The following is a 14,081-nucleotide window of genomic DNA, read 5'->3' as shown; positions in this document are numbered from 1 at the left end:
CTACCCTATCAGAGTCTGAAGTCTTCCCCAAGATACACGCGCTTAACGTGTTCGTCTTCAAGGATTTGCTGCGGTGTTCCATGCGCAATGAGATGCCCCTGGCTGACGATATAAGCACGTTCACACACTGCCAGCGTTTCACGAACGTTATGGTCAGTAATCAGCACGCCCAACCCGCTATCACGCAGGTGCTCAATGATACGTTTGATATCGATAACGGAGATCGGGTCAACGCCGGCAAAGGGTTCATCCAGCAGGATAAATTTCGGATTCGCCGCCAGCGCGCGGGCAATCTCCACACGGCGACGTTCGCCGCCAGAGAGTGATTGGCCCATGTTGTCGCGCAGATGCTCAATGTGGAACTCTTCCATCAGCTCATTGGCGCGATCTTCGCGTTGCTCTGAGGTCAGGTCATCGCGGATTTGCAGGACGGCCATCAGGTTATCGTAGACGCTCAGGCGGCGAAAAATCGAGGCTTCCTGGGGAAGATAACCAATACCGCGGCGTGCACGCGCATGCAGCGGCAGCAGGCTGATATCTTCATCATCAATAATGATGTTGCCAGCGTCGCGCGACACAATACCCACCACCATATAGAAGGTCGTTGTTTTCCCTGCGCCGTTAGGGCCAAGCAGCCCGACGATTTCGCCAGAGTTGACGGTCAGACTGACATCCTCAACTACGCGGCGGCCTTTATAAGCTTTGGCGAGATTCTTTGCAGTTAATGTTGCCATAACGAATTAGTTACTCTTTTTTTGCGCCGGAGCCGGGGTTTGTTTGTTGCTCTTATCTTGCAACTGCGACGGTACCAGAACGGTGGTCACGCGTTTGCCTTTTTCGCTGAACGCCTGCATTTTCTGCTCTTTCACCAGATAAGTGATTTTGTCTCCGGTGATATTGCTATCCAGCTGTTCCAGATAGGCGTTACCGGTCAGCACCACGAAATCTTTTTCCAGTTCGTAATGCATCTGCGAGGAGTGGCCTTTAACGGGTTTGCCATTGTCCTGCATTTGGTAAAACGTCGCAGGGTTGCCGTAGCCGTCAATGATCTCTTTACCTTGCTGACCACCCGGACGGGTAACGACGACTTTGTCGGCATTAATTTTAATCGTCCCCTGGGTTACCACGACGTTGCCGGTGAAGGTCACAACGTTACCCTGCATATCCAGCGACTGCTGATCGGAGTCGATATGGATAGGTTGATCTGTATCCCCGGTCACGGCGAGCGCCGGAAGCGCGGCGGCCAAAAGCGTGGTGGCCAATACAAGATTAAGGCTGCGTTTGTTTGTTTTGAATTTCATAGGAGCTTCTAACCTTTTCAATCAGCTCGGCGTTTTTGCTGCGTAAATTGCCGCGCATTTTCAGGCCGGTGGAATTAAATGTTGTACCGTACAACGTGACCTGATCATTCGAGGTAACATCCTGCGTTACCAGGTTAATCTGGGCGTTATCCGTGGTGATTTTTCGCAGCTGGGCGTCCGCCGTCAGCGCATTGACTTCAACATGTCCATAAAGATAAAGCATTTTGTCATCGGTTAGCTTCGCTTTGTCTGACTTTATCGACCAGGTTGGAACCTTATCCTCGTCGAACGTTGTCAGTATTGGCTGCGCGAACCAACTCACACCTTCAGCAGAAAAGTATTCCACGTTCTGCGCGATAAGCCGGTAGTTAAGCGCCCCTTCCGGGCTATAAACCACCGTATCCGTATGTTGGCTTTTATAAGTCGGGTCGGCATTGTTGGTGGCGACCGGATTCGGATCATCCTGAGTCGTCAGGTTGATCCCTATCAGGATCAGTGCGGCCAGCGCCAGCAGAATGATGACCCAACGTTTGGTTTTACTCATATCGATTGCCCTTTGGCCTCATCCAGCTTGCCCTGCGCCAGCAACAACAAATCACAGACTTCACGAACTGCGCCTCGGCCGCCATTAATGCGCGTAACGTAATCTACGCGTGAAAGCAGCAGCGGATGAGCATCAGCAACGGCAACGCTCAAACCAATTTCCGCCATCACTGGCCAGTCGATCAAATCATCGCCTACATAAGCCACTTGATCGGGGGTGAGCGCCAGTTTTGCCACCAGTTCGCGGTAAGCGAGCAGTTTATCCGACTGACCTTGATACAAGTGCTTAATCTTCAGGGTTTCGCAGCGATCTTCCACTAGTTTAGCTTTTCGCCCGGTAATTATGGCAACCTCAATGTCGGAAGTAAGTGCACAGCGGATCCCGTAACCATCGCGAACGTTGAACGCTTTCAGCTCTTCTCCGTTATTGCCCATATAGATGAGCCCATCGGATAACACGCCGTCCACATCCAGAATTAACAGGCGTATTTTTTCCGCTTTCGCCATAACTTGCGTGCTTACCGGCCCATAACAGGTCGCAAGCGACGCGCCAGCATTACTCATTCGTATGTCCTTCTTTACACTACGCCAGCGCGCAGTAAATCATGCATATGTAACACACCCAGCAACTGGTCGCCATCGGCCACCAGCACGGAGGTAATGTGCCGGGATTGCATCAGATTCAGCGCATCCACTGCCAGCGTGTTAGGCCGTACTCGAACACCACCGGGCGTCATGACGTCGGCAATGCCCATGCTGCGGACATCGCCGCCCATATCGAACACGCGGCGTAAGTCACCGTCGGTAAAGATGCCTTCGATCTTCATCAGATCATCGCAGATAACCGTCATGCCCAGGTTTTTACGCGTGATTTCAAGCAGCGCATCGCGCAAGCTGGCGTTTTTGCTGACATGGGGAATTTCATCGCCGGTGTGCATGATGTCATTGACGCGCAGCAACAGTTTTCTACCCAGCGCGCCGCCGGGATGAGATAAGGCGAAATCTTCCGCTGTAAAACCGCGCGCTTTCAGCAACGCAACTGCCAGCGCATCGCCCATTACCAGCGCCGCTGTGGTGCTGGAGGTTGGCGCCAGACCTAGCGGACAGGCCTCTTTGGGAACCTTCACGCACAAATGAATATCTGCGACGCGCGCCATGCTGCTTTCTGGTCGGCTGGTCATGCAAATCAGCGAAACTTTCAATCGCTTCAGCACCGGGATCAGCGCGAGGATCTCGTTCGACTCCCCTGAGTTTGACAGCGCAATGACCACATCTTGCGGGCTGACCATCCCCAAATCACCATGGGCCGCTTCGCCCGGATGCACAAAGAAGGAGGGGGTTCCGGTGCTGGCAAATGTGGCAGCCATTTTTCTACCGATATGGCCGGATTTGCCCATTCCCATCACCACCACTTTTCCGGCGCAATAGAACATTTTTTCGCACGCCTGCGTGAAATCGGCGTTGATGTACTGATCCAGCTCTGCGAGGCCTTCACGTTCAATTTCCAGGACGTCTTTACCTGCTTGTTGAAAGTCAAAACCCGGCTGCAAATCTATTTGCGACATAATGCGTATCCGATTATCCAGTCAAAAGCGGCGACAGCCAGTAGAGCAGCGCCAGCCATACGATAAACCCGCCGAACAACAGTGCACCGACACCTCTGCTGATTTGCTTACGTCGCCAGCAAATCAGGGCAAAAAGAGCACTGACCAGCAACATCACGCCATAATCACGCGTAAAGGCTATCGGGTTAAAGTCGCCCGGCGCAATCAATGCAGGCAAACCCAGTACGAGAGCAATGTTAAAAATGTTTGAACCAATAATATTGCCAATCGCGATATCGTCTTCACCTTTGCGCGCACCGGCAATCGCTGTCGCCAGTTCAGGCAGGCCAGTACCGATAGCAATCACCGTCAGGCCAATGGTCAGCTCGCTGATAGCAAAGTAGTTCGCTACCACTGTTGCGTTATCCACCACCATACGTGTTGCCATCGGCATAATAATTAATGCTACGCCCAGCCAGAGGAACGCGACCGAAAGGCTGCCGTCTCTCGGCAACTCCGCCAACTGCTCTCGGGTGAGACTGTCGTTGCCCTGGCGCTCTGCCAGGCGGGCAATTTTAACAATGAACACCAGCCATAGCACGGCTAATAACAGTAAAATAATGCCGTCAAAGCGGCTGAGGTGCCCATTGTACAACACCACGCCTGCCAGCAGGCTGGCTACCAAGGTTAACGGCAATTCGCGACGCAGAATATCGGAATGTACGGTAAAAGGGTGTAAAAGAGCGGCGACGCCGAGGATTAACAAGATATTAGTGATGTTAGAGCCGATCGCAGTGCCGATAGCCAGATCCAACTGGCCATGCAGGGATGCGGCAACGGAGGTGATTATCTCGGGCAGAGAGGTACCGATGCTTACAACGGTCATGCCGATGATTAAAGGCGGTACGCCGAATGTGCGGCAAAGGATCGAAGCAGCGAACACCAGACGATCGGCACTGTAGACCACTAAGAGTAAACCAATTATCAATAGCGCCGTCGCTAAAAGCATCTAACATCCTTTCTTCAGGTATAATCCGCCGGCTCGCAGGCTGCCATGCCGGGTAAAACCGGGAGTTCCGCGTAGCGTAATGATTCCTAATTTTGACTTTATGCGGCTCAAAAGTAAAACAAATGCCAGCTTTCGCTAACCTCAGCAGGTAATATTCTGTAAAAATGTTGGGTTCGTGATGTTATCAAGCGTCATGCTTGTGGCCGACGAGGCTTATAAGGAAGAGGAAATGAGCCAGACTGTGGCGAATTTGGTCGATGTTCGTGGCGTCAGCTTCTCCCGCGGCAGCCGCCCAATCTTTGACAATATTTCACTGACGGTACCGCACGGTAAAATCACCGCCATTATGGGACCTTCAGGGATCGGCAAAACGACGCTCTTGCGTCTGATCGGTGGACAGATTCCGCCTGATGGCGGTGAGATTTTATTCGATGGCGAAAACGTGCCGGGGATGACCCGTTCGCGTCTGTTCACCGTACGCAAGAGAATGAGCATGCTGTTTCAGTCTGGCGCGTTGTTTACCGATATGAACGTTTTTGACAACGTTGCCTATCCTTTGCGTGAGCACACTCGGCTGCCCGAACCGTTGCTGCGAAGCACGGTGATGATGAAGCTGGAAGCGGTAGGGCTGCGCGGTGCGGCGGACTTAATGCCATCAGAACTCTCCGGCGGTATGGCGCGGCGCGCCGCACTGGCACGAGCCATTGCGCTGGAGCCGGACCTGATCATGTTCGATGAACCTTTTGTTGGCCAGGATCCTATTACGATGGGAGTGCTGGTGAAGTTGATCTCCGAGCTGAATAGCGCGCTGGGCGTCACCTGTATTGTGGTTTCCCATGATGTTCCTGAAGTGCTGAGTATTGCTGACTACGCCTATATTGTGGCTGACAGGAAAATTGTTGCCCACGGCAGTGCGCAGGGGCTGCAGGAGAACAGCGATCCGCGCGTGCGTCAGTTCCTGGATGGTATTGCCGATGGCCCGGTTCCGTTCCGCTACCCTGCGGGTGATTATCAGACCGATTTATTAGAAACAGGGAGTTAAGACGCTCATGCTGCTAAATGCACTGGCATCGCTTGGGCACCGCGGGATCAAAACGATCGCGACGTTCGGGCGCGCTGGTTTGATGCTCTTCAACGCGGTGGTGGGTAAACCCGAATTCCGCAAACACGCGCCGCTGCTAGTTCGCCAGCTTTATAATGTCGGCGTTTTGTCGATGCTCATTATTATTGTTTCCGGCGTGTTTATCGGTATGGTGCTTGGTCTGCAGGGTTACCTGGTGTTGACCACCTACAGCGCGGAAACCAGTCTTGGCATGCTGGTGGCGTTGTCGCTGCTGCGCGAGCTGGGGCCAGTTGTCGCCGCGCTGTTGTTTGCTGGCCGTGCGGGTTCTGCATTGACTGCTGAAATTGGTTTGATGCGTGCAACCGAACAGCTTTCCAGCCTTGAAATGATGGCGGTTGACCCGCTGCGACGCGTGATTTCGCCGCGATTTTGGGCGGGAGTCATCTCGCTACCGCTGTTGACCATTATCTTTGTCGCTGTCGGTATTTGGGGCGGTTCGCTGGTTGGCGTTAACTGGAAAGGTATTGATACGGGCTTTTTCTGGACCGCGATGCAAAACGCCGTTGAATGGCGGATGGATCTGGTTAACTGTCTGATTAAAAGTGTGGTGTTTGCCATCACTGTGACCTGGATTGCGTTATTTAATGGTTATGATGCGATCCCGACTTCTGCCGGCATTAGCCGGGCGACAACACGCACCGTTGTGCACTCCTCGTTGGCCGTGCTTGGCCTTGATTTTGTGCTCACCGCACTGATGTTTGGGAATTGAGTTCATGCAAACGAAAAAAAGTGAAATTTGGGTCGGTGTTTTCCTTGTGCTGGCGCTGCTGGCTGGACTCTTTATCTGCTTAAAAGCGGCGGATGTCGCTTCAATGCGCACCGAACCGACTTACCGTGTCTATGCCACCTTTGACAATATTGGCGGTCTGAAAGCACATTCGCCAGTGAGAATTGGCGGAGTAGTGATCGGGCGCGTTGCGGATATCTCTCTCGATCCCAAAACCTATCTGCCGCGTGTCGCGCTTGATATTGAAGAGCGTTACAACCAGATCCCGGATACCAGCTCGCTGGCGATCCGCACTTCCGGGTTGTTAGGTGAGCAGTATCTGGCGCTGAATGTTGGCTTTGACGATCCGGAGATGGGAACTTCTATGCTTAAAGAAGGAAGCACCATTCAGGATACCAAGTCCGCCATCGTGCTTGAGGATCTTATCGGACAATTCCTTTACAACAGTAAAGGCGGTGACAATAAGAATTCAGGCGATGCGGCAGCCCACGATGCAGGGAATACTCAAGCCGCACCGTCTGCTGGGCAGACGAATTAACGAGGAGAATTGACGCATGTTTAAACGTCTATTAATGGTTGCCCTGCTGGTGATTGCACCGCTGGGTGCTGCGATGGCGGCCGATCAAGCTAACCCTTACGCCGCAATGAAAGACGCGGCACAGAAAACCTTCGATCGCCTCAAAAATGAGCAGCCAAAAATCCGTGCGAACCCGGACTACTTGCGCGATGTTGTCGATCAGGAACTGCTGCCCTACGTGCAGGTGAAATACGCTGGTGCGTTGGTGCTGGGCCGTTATTACAAAGAAGCGACGCCCGCGCAGCGCGAAGCCTATTTCGCTGCATTTCGCGAATACCTGAAACAGGCATACGGCCAGGCGCTGGCAATGTACCACGGCCAGACCTACCAGATTGCGCCGGAGCAGCCGTTGGGCGATGCGACGATTGTGCCGATCCGTGTGACCATCATCGATCCGAATGGTCGTCCGCCGGTGCGCCTGGATTTCCAGTGGCGTAAAAACACGCAGAGCGGCAACTGGCAGGCTTATGACATGATTGCCGAAGGGGTGAGCATGATCACGACCAAACAGAACGAGTGGAGCGATCTGCTACGCACCAAAGGCATCGACGGTTTAACCGCCGAACTGCAATCTATTTCCCGCCAGAAAATTACCCTGGACGAGAAAAAGCAATGACAGCCAGTCTAAGCTGGGCGCGCAACGGAGACTGCCTGAAACTGTTGGGCGAACTGGATCAGAACCTCTTAAACCCGCTGTGGGAAGCGCGCGTGGAGGCGATGAGAGGGGTAACCTGCATCGACTTACACGGTGTGTCACGCGTTGATACCGCTGGCGTCGCGCTGCTGGTACATCTGGTGGCGCAGGGCAAAAAACAGGGGAGCAATGTTGTGCTTGCCGGAGTGAGTGAGAATGTGTCCACCCTCGCTGCGCTCTATAATTTGCCGCAGGATGTATTGCCTCACTAATTTTTTCAATGCGTTACTACTTAAAGCCCCATCCTTTATATTGATGGGGCTTTTTGCTTGTTTAAGCCGACGCCACTTTCCTCTAAGATGTGTGACTGTTTTCACTATTAGATGATATTTACACCCATGGAAAATCATGAAATTCAGACGGTGTTGATGAACGCACTCTCTCTCCAGGAAGCCCACGTCACTGGCGATGGCAGTCACTTTCAGGTTGTTGCTGTGGGTGAGATTTTCGACGGCATGAGTCGGGTCAAGAAACAACAGACCATTTATGGCCCGCTGATGGAATACATCGCAGACAACCGTATCCATGCCCTGTCGATCAAGGCCTACACTCCAGCGGAGTGGGCGCGGGATCGCAAACTTAACGGCTTTTGAGCGCAGGGGATAAACCCACTGCGCGTGTGAATTCTTAACAGAGATCAGATGAATGGATAAGTTTCGTGTACAGGGGCCGACGCGTCTCCAGGGCGAAGTGACAATTTCAGGCGCGAAAAACGCCGCGCTGCCGATTCTTTTTGCCGCGTTGCTGGCGGAAGAACCGGTTGAAATCCGTAACGTTCCGAAACTGAAAGATATCGATACCACCATGAAGCTGCTCAGCCAGTTGGGCACCAAGGTGGAACGTAATGGATCCGTGTGGATCGATGCGGGCGACGTCAATGTTTTCTGCGCACCGTACGAGCTGGTGAAAACAATGCGCGCATCTATTTGGGCGCTGGGGCCGTTGGTTGCGCGTTTTGGTCAGGGGCAGGTCTCTCTGCCTGGCGGTTGTGCGATTGGCGCGCGTCCGGTTGATCTGCACATTACCGGCCTGGAACAACTGGGCGCGGAGATCAAGCTGGAAGAGGGCTACGTCAAAGCTTCCGTTAATGGGCGTCTGAAAGGCGCACATATTGTGATGGATAAAGTAAGCGTTGGCGCGACAGTAACCATTATGTCTGCCGCGACGCTGGCGGAAGGTACGACTATTATCGAAAACGCCGCCCGTGAGCCGGAAATTGTTGATACGGCAAACTTCCTCAATACCCTCGGTGCAAAAATCACCGGTATGGGAACCGATCGCATCACCATCGAAGGGGTGAAACGTCTGGGTGGCGGAGTTTATCGCGTCCTGCCTGATCGTATCGAAACCGGGACTTTCCTGGTCGCGGCGGCGATCTCTGGCGGTAAAATTGTCTGCCGTAACGCCCAGCCCGATACGCTTGACGCGGTGCTGGCTAAGCTGCGTGATGCTGGTGCGGATATTGAGGTTGGCGAAGACTGGATTAGCCTTGATATGCATGGTAAGCGCCCGAAAGCAGTGAACGTGCGCACGGCTCCGCATCCGGGGTTCCCGACCGATATGCAGGCGCAATTCACGCTGCTGAACCTGGTGGCTGAAGGTACGGGAGTTATCACCGAGACCATCTTCGAAAACCGTTTCATGCATATCCCTGAGCTGATCCGTATGGGTGCTCACGCGGAAATCGAAAGCAATACAGCGATTTGCCACGGTGTAGAAAAGCTCTCCGGTGCGCAGGTCATGGCAACCGATTTACGCGCCTCTGCAAGTCTTGTGCTGGCGGGTTGTATTGCGGAAGGAACCACCATCGTTGATCGTATCTATCATATCGATCGTGGCTACGAGCGTATTGAAGATAAACTCAGTGCGCTTGGCGCGAATATTGAGCGCATCAAAGACGAATAAGCCTGTCTGCTGAACGGTAAGAAGGGAGCCTTGGCTCCCTTTTTTTCTATCGCCTGTTCTGGCAAGCAAGGGGAGGTGCTACTTGCATGGCCGCTTATTTTTCCTCCCTTTTTTTCCTGATCAGCTTCGTCTTATCGATAAATTCATGGGTGACAGGATCATGGTAACGTGATGGCCAGATAACCCAGGGATCGGTATCCAGCGCACGCGCAATAATCAATTCCCCTTTTGGCCAGGAGCGGGTCAGAGCGTTAGCGAGGGTCGATGAGCTTAACCCGTTTTTACGGGATTCTGCAGCCAGCGATGTTCCTTTCTTACGCAGCCCGGCAATGATATCCGCCTGGTGCCAGTCCATTACTTTTGTTTCCATAACATCTCCCTGATAGAAAATAGGTGTCAATTATTTACGTCAACAACGCTACTTACTATACGCATATGGGAGCGTTTGTTCTGAAAAGCTCATGTAATATTTTGCGTTTTAGGATTATGACAAGGCTTGATATTGCTGGTTATTTTTGGTTTTGACGTGGTTTAAAGAAACTTATTGGAACTTTCCCGCGACAATGCGCGGGAACCTGGAAAGATTAACGATCGCGCTGAACGGCGATGTGGGCAAGACCGACCAACGCTTCGCGCCACGGTGAATCCGGCAGAACATGTAAAGCAGCAATCGCTTTATCCGCTTCTTCTTCCGCACGACGACGCGTCCACTCCAGTGAGCCGCAGGCCGCCATTGCTTCCAGAACAGGTTCCAGAAGGTGTCGGCCATTTCCTTGTTCGATAGCTTCGCGGATCATCTGTGCTTGTTCTGGTGTGCCGTTATGCATGGCATGTAACAACGGTAACGTCGGTTTGCCTTCATTCAGGTCATCGCCGGTGTTTTTGCCGAGCGTTTCACCGTCTGCACTGTAATCAAGCAAATCATCGATGAGCTGAAAAGCCGTTCCCAGATAGCGACCGTAATCCTGCAACCCTTTTTCCTGCGCTTCCGTACAGCCAGCCAGCAAGCCGGAGCACTGAGCCGCCGCTTCAAACAGACGGGCGGTTTTGCTGTAAATGACGCGCATATAGTTTTCTTCAGTGATATTCGGGTCGTTGACGTTCATTAACTGCAGGACTTCGCCTTCAGCAATCACATTTACGGCTTCGGACATCACTTCCAGCACTTTCAACGAGCCGAGGCTGGTCATCATCTGGAAAGCGCGGGTGTAGATAAAATCGCCGACCAATACGCTCGCTGCGTTGCCAAAGGCCGCGTTAGCGGTGGCTTTGCCGCGGCGCATGTCGGACTCGTCCACGACATCGTCATGGAGAAGGGTCGCGGTGTGAATAAATTCGATTAATGCGGCAATAGTGACATGCAAATTGCCCTCATAGCCAACGGCTCGCGCCGCCAGCACGGCAATCATCGGACGGATGCGTTTGCCGCCGCCGCTTACGATGTAATAACCCAACTGGTTGATTAACTGAACATCCGAGTTGAGTTGTTGCAGAATCGTCGCGTTTACACCCGCCATATCGTGCGCGGTTAACTCATTGATTTTTTCTAAATTCATCGCAAAAGCCGGGCTTTCAGTCCTGTTTACCACATAGCAAAATGGGATAACAAAGGGTTACGGGTTAGAATAGTATTGTTGATTGTACTGAAAAAATGCGCCAGATAAACGTTACCTTACGTGTTGTGTTTTTTTTCTGCATGGAGTGACGATCACTCTTGTCAAAGGCTAGCAAGTTGCGTAATATTCGCGCCCTATTATGAATATTTTTAGCGCACTCTGAATTGATCAGAATATGTGCGCGGAAGCGGAGTTTTATATGTACGCGGTTTTCCAAAGTGGTGGTAAACAACACCGAGTAAGCGAAGGTCAGACCGTTCGCCTGGAAAAGCTGGACATCGCAACTGGCGAATCTGTTGAATTCGCTGAAGTTCTGATGATCGCTAACGGTGAAGAAGTCAAAATCGGCGTTCCTTTCGTTGATGGCGGCGTAATCAAAGCTGAAGTTGTTGCTCATGGTCGTGGCGAGAAAGTTAAAATTGTTAAGTTTCGTCGTCGTAAACACTACCGTAAGCAGCAGGGCCACCGTCAGTGGTTTACTGATGTGAAAATTACTGGCATCAGCGCCTAAGACCTGAGGAGTAGATTTAAATGGCACATAAAAAGGCTGGCGGCTCAACTCGTAACGGTCGCGATTCAGAAGCTAAACGTCTGGGCGTAAAACGCTTCGGCGGTGAAGCAGTACTGGCAGGTAGCATCATCGTTCGTCAACGTGGCACCAAATTCCACGCTGGTTCTAACGTAGGTTGCGGCCGTGACCACACTCTGTTCGCTTTGACTGACGGTAAAGTTAAGTTCGAAGTTAAAGGCCCGAAAAACCGTAAATTCATCAGCATCGTTGCTGAATAAGTTTTTCGCGTCCCGGTAACGGAAGAAAGCCCCGCAACACGTTGCGGGGCTTTTTACATTAGAAGTCCGGTAAATTCTGGCAGGGAATACGGGCATGAAACAGCAGGCAGGCATCGGCATTGCGCTGGCGCTCACAACCGCGATGTGCTGGGGTGCGTTACCCATCGCCATGAAGCAGGTGCTGGAAGTGATGGAACCGCCAACGGTGGTGTTTTATCGCTTTTTGATGGCGGGAATCGGCCTTGGCTTGATTCTCGGCTGGAAAAAAAAACTGCCTCCACTGCATCTTTTTCGCAAGCCGCGCTGGTTAGTTTTGCTGGCCATTGCCACTGGCGGGCTGTTCGGGAATTTCATCCTCTTCAGCTCTTCCCTGCAATACGTTAGCCCGACGGCTTCGCAGGTGATCGGTCAACTTTCGCCTGTGGGCATGATGATTGCCAGCGTTGTTATTCTCAAGGAGAAAATGCGCGGCACTCAGGTTATCGGCGCGCTGATGCTTATCTGTGGTCTGGTGATGTTTTTTAATACCAGCCTGGCGGAGATTTTTACCCGCCTGACGGATTACACCTGGGGCGTAATTTTTGGCGTCGGAGCAGCCACGGTGTGGGTTAGTTACGGCGTCGCGCAAAAAGTGTTATTGCGGCGCCTGGCCTCCCAGCAGATCCTCTTTTTGCTGTACACTTTGTGTACAATTGCGTTGTTGCCGTTGGCAAAACCCGCCGTGCTGCTTCAGTTGAGTGACTGGCAACTGGCTTGCCTGGTGTTTTGTGGCCTCAATACGCTGGTGGGTTATGGCGCGCTGGCGGAAGCGATGGCTCGCTGGCAGGCGGCGCAGGTGAGCGCATTAATCACGCTGACACCGCTCTTTACGCTGTTTTTTTCAGATTTATTATCAATGGCCTGGCCCGATGTTTTCGCCAGACCGATGTTAAACCTTATCGGTTATCTCGGTGCGTTTGTCGTGGTTGCGGGCGCGATGTTTTCCGCTATTGGCCACCGTCTTTTGGGACGCTGGCGCAATCGCGAAGTGGTCGCCACTGTGCCCCGCTCAGGCGAATGAGTTACGGAGAGTAAAATGAAGTTTGTTGATGAAGCTACGATCCTTGTCGTGGCAGGTGATGGCGGTAACGGGTGTGTGAGCTTCCGCCGCGAAAAGTATATCCCGAGAGGCGGCCCTGATGGCGGCGACGGTGGTGATGGCGGCGATGTCTGGCTGGAAGCGGACGAAAACCTCAATACCCTGATTGATTACCGTTTTGAAAAATCTTTCCGTGCTGAACGCGGACAGAATGGTCAGAGTCGTGACTGTACGGGAAAACGCGGGAAAGATATTACGGTGAAAGTACCGGTAGGTACGCGTGTTATCGACCAGGGGACCGGCGAAACGATGGGCGATATGACTAAGCATGGTCAACGTCTGATGGTCGCAAAAGGTGGCTGGCATGGTCTGGGTAACACGCGGTTTAAATCCTCGGTTAACCGTTCGCCCCGTCAGAAAACCATGGGCACGCCGGGCGACAAGCGCGATCTGCAGCTGGAACTGATGCTGTTGGCCGACGTGGGTATGCTTGGTATGCCTAACGCAGGCAAATCGACATTTATTCGCGCGGTATCGGCCGCAAAACCAAAAGTGGCGGATTATCCGTTTACCACACTGGTGCCGAGCCTTGGCGTTGTCCGTATGGATAATGAAAAGAGCTTTGTGGTTGCCGATATTCCGGGATTGATTGAGGGCGCTGCTGATGGTGCAGGCCTCGGGATCCGTTTCCTGAAACATCTGGAACGCTGCCGCGTCCTGCTGCATCTGATCGATATCGATCCAATCGATGGTTCCGATCCGGCTGAAAATGCCCGTATCATCATCGGTGAACTGGAAAAATATAGCGAGAAACTGGCTGCCAAACCGCGTTGGTTGGTCTTCAACAAAATCGATCTGATGGATAAAGCGGAAGCAGAAGCGAAAGCAAAAGCCATCGCTGAGGCACTGGGTTGGGAGGATAAATTTTATCTTATCTCAGCTGCCAGCCAGCAGGGCGTTAAAGACCTGTGCTGGGATGTGATGACCTTTATCATCGAAAACCCGATTACCCAGGCGCAGGAAGAGCAGCAGCCTGAGAAAGTCGAGTTTATGTGGGATGATTATCATCGCCAGCAGCTTGAAGAAGCAGAAGTGGTTGAAGAAGACGAAGAGTGGGATGACGACTGGGATGAAGACGACGAAGAAGGCGTTGAGTTCATCTACAAGCGCTAATC

19 protein-coding genes are annotated in these 14,081 nt (G+C 52.5%); 11 read left to right on the top strand and 8 right to left on the bottom strand.

Going from position 1 to position 14,081, the window contains the following annotated elements; all coding sequences use genetic code 11:
- Positions 1-8 precede the first annotated feature (8 nt).
- The 6 genes from lptB to E0L21_RS06425 are packed head-to-tail and all read right to left on the bottom strand — an operon-like array spanning position 9 to position 4,397.
- Positions 9-734 (bottom strand): LPS export ABC transporter ATP-binding protein, encoded by a 726-nt coding sequence (gene lptB / locus E0L21_RS06450; protein WP_017457322.1) that lies wholly within the window; start codon positions 732-734, stop codon positions 9-11.
- A 6-nt stretch (positions 735-740) separates the two neighbouring features.
- Positions 741-1,301: a lipopolysaccharide ABC transporter substrate-binding protein LptA gene (gene lptA / locus E0L21_RS06445; RefSeq protein WP_131407815.1), complete on the bottom strand. Its 561-nt coding sequence runs from the start codon at positions 1,299-1,301 to the stop codon at positions 741-743.
- The gene (gene lptC, locus E0L21_RS06440) at positions 1,270-1,845 is read right to left on the bottom strand and encodes an LPS export ABC transporter periplasmic protein LptC (RefSeq protein WP_131407813.1); all 576 of its coding nucleotides are present in this window, start codon (positions 1,843-1,845) and stop codon (positions 1,270-1,272) included. The genes lptA and lptC overlap by 32 nt, the downstream gene beginning before the upstream one ends.
- Positions 1,842-2,408 (bottom strand): 3-deoxy-manno-octulosonate-8-phosphatase KdsC, encoded by a 567-nt coding sequence (gene kdsC, locus E0L21_RS06435; protein WP_131407811.1) that lies wholly within the window; start codon positions 2,406-2,408, stop codon positions 1,842-1,844. Before kdsC ends, lptC begins: the two co-directional genes overlap by 4 nt.
- Before the next feature lie 14 nt (positions 2,409-2,422).
- A complete protein-coding gene (kdsD, locus tag E0L21_RS06430; protein ID WP_131407809.1) occupies positions 2,423-3,409 on the bottom strand; it encodes an arabinose-5-phosphate isomerase KdsD in 987 nt (328 codons plus the stop codon).
- Positions 3,410-3,422: 13 nt separating this feature from the next.
- Positions 3,423-4,397, bottom strand: coding sequence for a calcium/sodium antiporter (locus E0L21_RS06425; RefSeq protein WP_131407807.1), 975 nt, complete (start codon positions 4,395-4,397; stop codon positions 3,423-3,425).
- Between the two features lie 229 nt (positions 4,398-4,626).
- Here E0L21_RS06425 and mlaF point away from each other — a divergent pair, with 229 nt between their 5' ends.
- From mlaF to murA, 7 genes are all read left to right on the top strand, one after another.
- Positions 4,627-5,439: a phospholipid ABC transporter ATP-binding protein MlaF gene (gene mlaF, locus E0L21_RS06420; protein ID WP_131407805.1), complete on the top strand. Its 813-nt coding sequence runs from the start codon at positions 4,627-4,629 to the stop codon at positions 5,437-5,439.
- A gap of 7 nt (positions 5,440-5,446) precedes the next feature.
- Positions 5,447-6,229 carry a lipid asymmetry maintenance ABC transporter permease subunit MlaE gene (gene mlaE, locus E0L21_RS06415; protein WP_017457329.1) on the top strand — a complete coding sequence of 261 codons (783 nt, stop codon included), beginning with the start codon at positions 5,447-5,449 and terminating at the stop codon, positions 6,227-6,229.
- 4 nt (positions 6,230-6,233) lie between these two features.
- Entirely contained in the window at positions 6,234-6,785 is a 552-nt protein-coding gene (gene mlaD, locus E0L21_RS06410) for an outer membrane lipid asymmetry maintenance protein MlaD (RefSeq protein WP_017457330.1), read from the top strand.
- Between the two features lie 16 nt (positions 6,786-6,801).
- Complete coding sequence (mlaC, locus tag E0L21_RS06405; protein WP_020455437.1) at positions 6,802-7,440, top strand: phospholipid-binding protein MlaC; 639 nt, start codon at positions 6,802-6,804, stop codon at positions 7,438-7,440.
- Positions 7,437-7,730 (top strand): lipid asymmetry maintenance protein MlaB, encoded by a 294-nt coding sequence (gene mlaB / locus E0L21_RS06400; protein WP_131407803.1) that lies wholly within the window; start codon positions 7,437-7,439, stop codon positions 7,728-7,730. The genes mlaC and mlaB overlap by 4 nt, the downstream gene beginning before the upstream one ends.
- Before the next feature lie 126 nt (positions 7,731-7,856).
- The gene (gene ibaG, locus E0L21_RS06395; RefSeq protein WP_017457333.1) at positions 7,857-8,111 is read left to right on the top strand and encodes a BolA family iron metabolism protein IbaG; all 255 of its coding nucleotides are present in this window, start codon (positions 7,857-7,859) and stop codon (positions 8,109-8,111) included.
- 52 nt (positions 8,112-8,163) lie between these two features.
- A complete protein-coding gene (gene murA, locus E0L21_RS06390) occupies positions 8,164-9,423 on the top strand; it encodes a UDP-N-acetylglucosamine 1-carboxyvinyltransferase (RefSeq protein ID WP_131407801.1) in 1,260 nt (419 codons plus the stop codon).
- 94 nt (positions 9,424-9,517) lie between these two features.
- Here murA and sfsB read toward each other — a convergent pair whose 3' ends face one another.
- Together sfsB and ispB are read right to left on the bottom strand one after the other, a co-directional pair.
- Positions 9,518-9,793 carry a DNA-binding transcriptional regulator SfsB gene (sfsB, locus tag E0L21_RS06385; protein ID WP_131407799.1) on the bottom strand — a complete coding sequence of 92 codons (276 nt, stop codon included), beginning with the start codon at positions 9,791-9,793 and terminating at the stop codon, positions 9,518-9,520.
- Positions 9,794-10,007: 214 nt separating this feature from the next.
- Positions 10,008-10,979, bottom strand: coding sequence for an octaprenyl diphosphate synthase (gene ispB, locus E0L21_RS06380; protein WP_131407797.1), 972 nt, complete (start codon positions 10,977-10,979; stop codon positions 10,008-10,010).
- A 259-nt stretch (positions 10,980-11,238) separates the two neighbouring features.
- Between ispB and rplU the strand changes: the two genes are divergently transcribed.
- From rplU to cgtA, 4 genes are all read left to right on the top strand, one after another.
- Positions 11,239-11,550: a 50S ribosomal protein L21 gene (gene rplU / locus E0L21_RS06375; protein ID WP_003025032.1), complete on the top strand. Its 312-nt coding sequence runs from the start codon at positions 11,239-11,241 to the stop codon at positions 11,548-11,550.
- Positions 11,551-11,570: 20 nt separating this feature from the next.
- Positions 11,571-11,828 carry a 50S ribosomal protein L27 gene (gene rpmA, locus E0L21_RS06370; protein ID WP_017457338.1) on the top strand — a complete coding sequence of 86 codons (258 nt, stop codon included), beginning with the start codon at positions 11,571-11,573 and terminating at the stop codon, positions 11,826-11,828.
- 94 nt (positions 11,829-11,922) lie between these two features.
- Complete coding sequence (locus E0L21_RS06365; RefSeq protein WP_131407795.1) at positions 11,923-12,888, top strand: DMT family transporter; 966 nt, start codon at positions 11,923-11,925, stop codon at positions 12,886-12,888.
- Between the two features lie 15 nt (positions 12,889-12,903).
- Complete coding sequence (gene cgtA, locus E0L21_RS06360) at positions 12,904-14,079, top strand: Obg family GTPase CgtA (RefSeq protein ID WP_131407793.1); 1,176 nt, start codon at positions 12,904-12,906, stop codon at positions 14,077-14,079.
- Positions 14,080-14,081: the final 2 nt, after the last annotated feature.

Origin of the sequence: Kosakonia quasisacchari (assembly GCF_004331415.1) — a bacterium.
In the GTDB taxonomy this organism is placed as follows: domain Bacteria; phylum Pseudomonadota; class Gammaproteobacteria; order Enterobacterales; family Enterobacteriaceae; genus Kosakonia; species Kosakonia quasisacchari.
The sequence above is the reverse complement of the archived record's forward strand: the minus strand, read 5'-3'. Positions and strand labels throughout refer to the sequence as shown.

Excerpts from the sequence above, each read along its gene's own strand:
- lptB (WP_017457322.1), bottom strand. The coding sequence starts at position 734 with ATGGCAACATTAACTGCAAAGAATCTCGCCAAAGCTTATAAAGGCCGC.
- lptA (WP_131407815.1), bottom strand. The coding sequence starts at position 1,301 with ATGAAATTCAAAACAAACAAACGCAGCCTTAATCTTGTATTGGCCACC.
- lptC (WP_131407813.1), bottom strand. The coding sequence starts at position 1,845 with ATGAGTAAAACCAAACGTTGGGTCATCATTCTGCTGGCGCTGGCCGCA.
- kdsC (WP_131407811.1), bottom strand. The coding sequence starts at position 2,408 with ATGAGTAATGCTGGCGCGTCGCTTGCGACCTGTTATGGGCCGGTAAGC.
- kdsD (WP_131407809.1), bottom strand. The coding sequence starts at position 3,409 with ATGTCGCAAATAGATTTGCAGCCGGGTTTTGACTTTCAACAAGCAGGT.
- E0L21_RS06425 (WP_131407807.1), bottom strand. The coding sequence starts at position 4,397 with ATGCTTTTAGCGACGGCGCTATTGATAATTGGTTTACTCTTAGTGGTC.
- mlaF (WP_131407805.1), top strand. The coding sequence starts at position 4,627 with ATGAGCCAGACTGTGGCGAATTTGGTCGATGTTCGTGGCGTCAGCTTC.
- mlaE (WP_017457329.1), top strand. The coding sequence starts at position 5,447 with ATGCTGCTAAATGCACTGGCATCGCTTGGGCACCGCGGGATCAAAACG.
- mlaD (WP_017457330.1), top strand. The coding sequence starts at position 6,234 with ATGCAAACGAAAAAAAGTGAAATTTGGGTCGGTGTTTTCCTTGTGCTG.
- mlaC (WP_020455437.1), top strand. The coding sequence starts at position 6,802 with ATGTTTAAACGTCTATTAATGGTTGCCCTGCTGGTGATTGCACCGCTG.
- mlaB (WP_131407803.1), top strand. The coding sequence starts at position 7,437 with ATGACAGCCAGTCTAAGCTGGGCGCGCAACGGAGACTGCCTGAAACTG.
- ibaG (WP_017457333.1), top strand. The coding sequence starts at position 7,857 with ATGGAAAATCATGAAATTCAGACGGTGTTGATGAACGCACTCTCTCTC.
- murA (WP_131407801.1), top strand. The coding sequence starts at position 8,164 with ATGGATAAGTTTCGTGTACAGGGGCCGACGCGTCTCCAGGGCGAAGTG.
- sfsB (WP_131407799.1), bottom strand. The coding sequence starts at position 9,793 with ATGGAAACAAAAGTAATGGACTGGCACCAGGCGGATATCATTGCCGGG.
- ispB (WP_131407797.1), bottom strand. The coding sequence starts at position 10,979 with ATGAATTTAGAAAAAATCAATGAGTTAACCGCGCACGATATGGCGGGT.
- rplU (WP_003025032.1), top strand. The coding sequence starts at position 11,239 with ATGTACGCGGTTTTCCAAAGTGGTGGTAAACAACACCGAGTAAGCGAA.
- rpmA (WP_017457338.1), top strand. The coding sequence starts at position 11,571 with ATGGCACATAAAAAGGCTGGCGGCTCAACTCGTAACGGTCGCGATTCA.
- E0L21_RS06365 (WP_131407795.1), top strand. The coding sequence starts at position 11,923 with ATGAAACAGCAGGCAGGCATCGGCATTGCGCTGGCGCTCACAACCGCG.
- cgtA (WP_131407793.1), top strand. The coding sequence starts at position 12,904 with ATGAAGTTTGTTGATGAAGCTACGATCCTTGTCGTGGCAGGTGATGGC.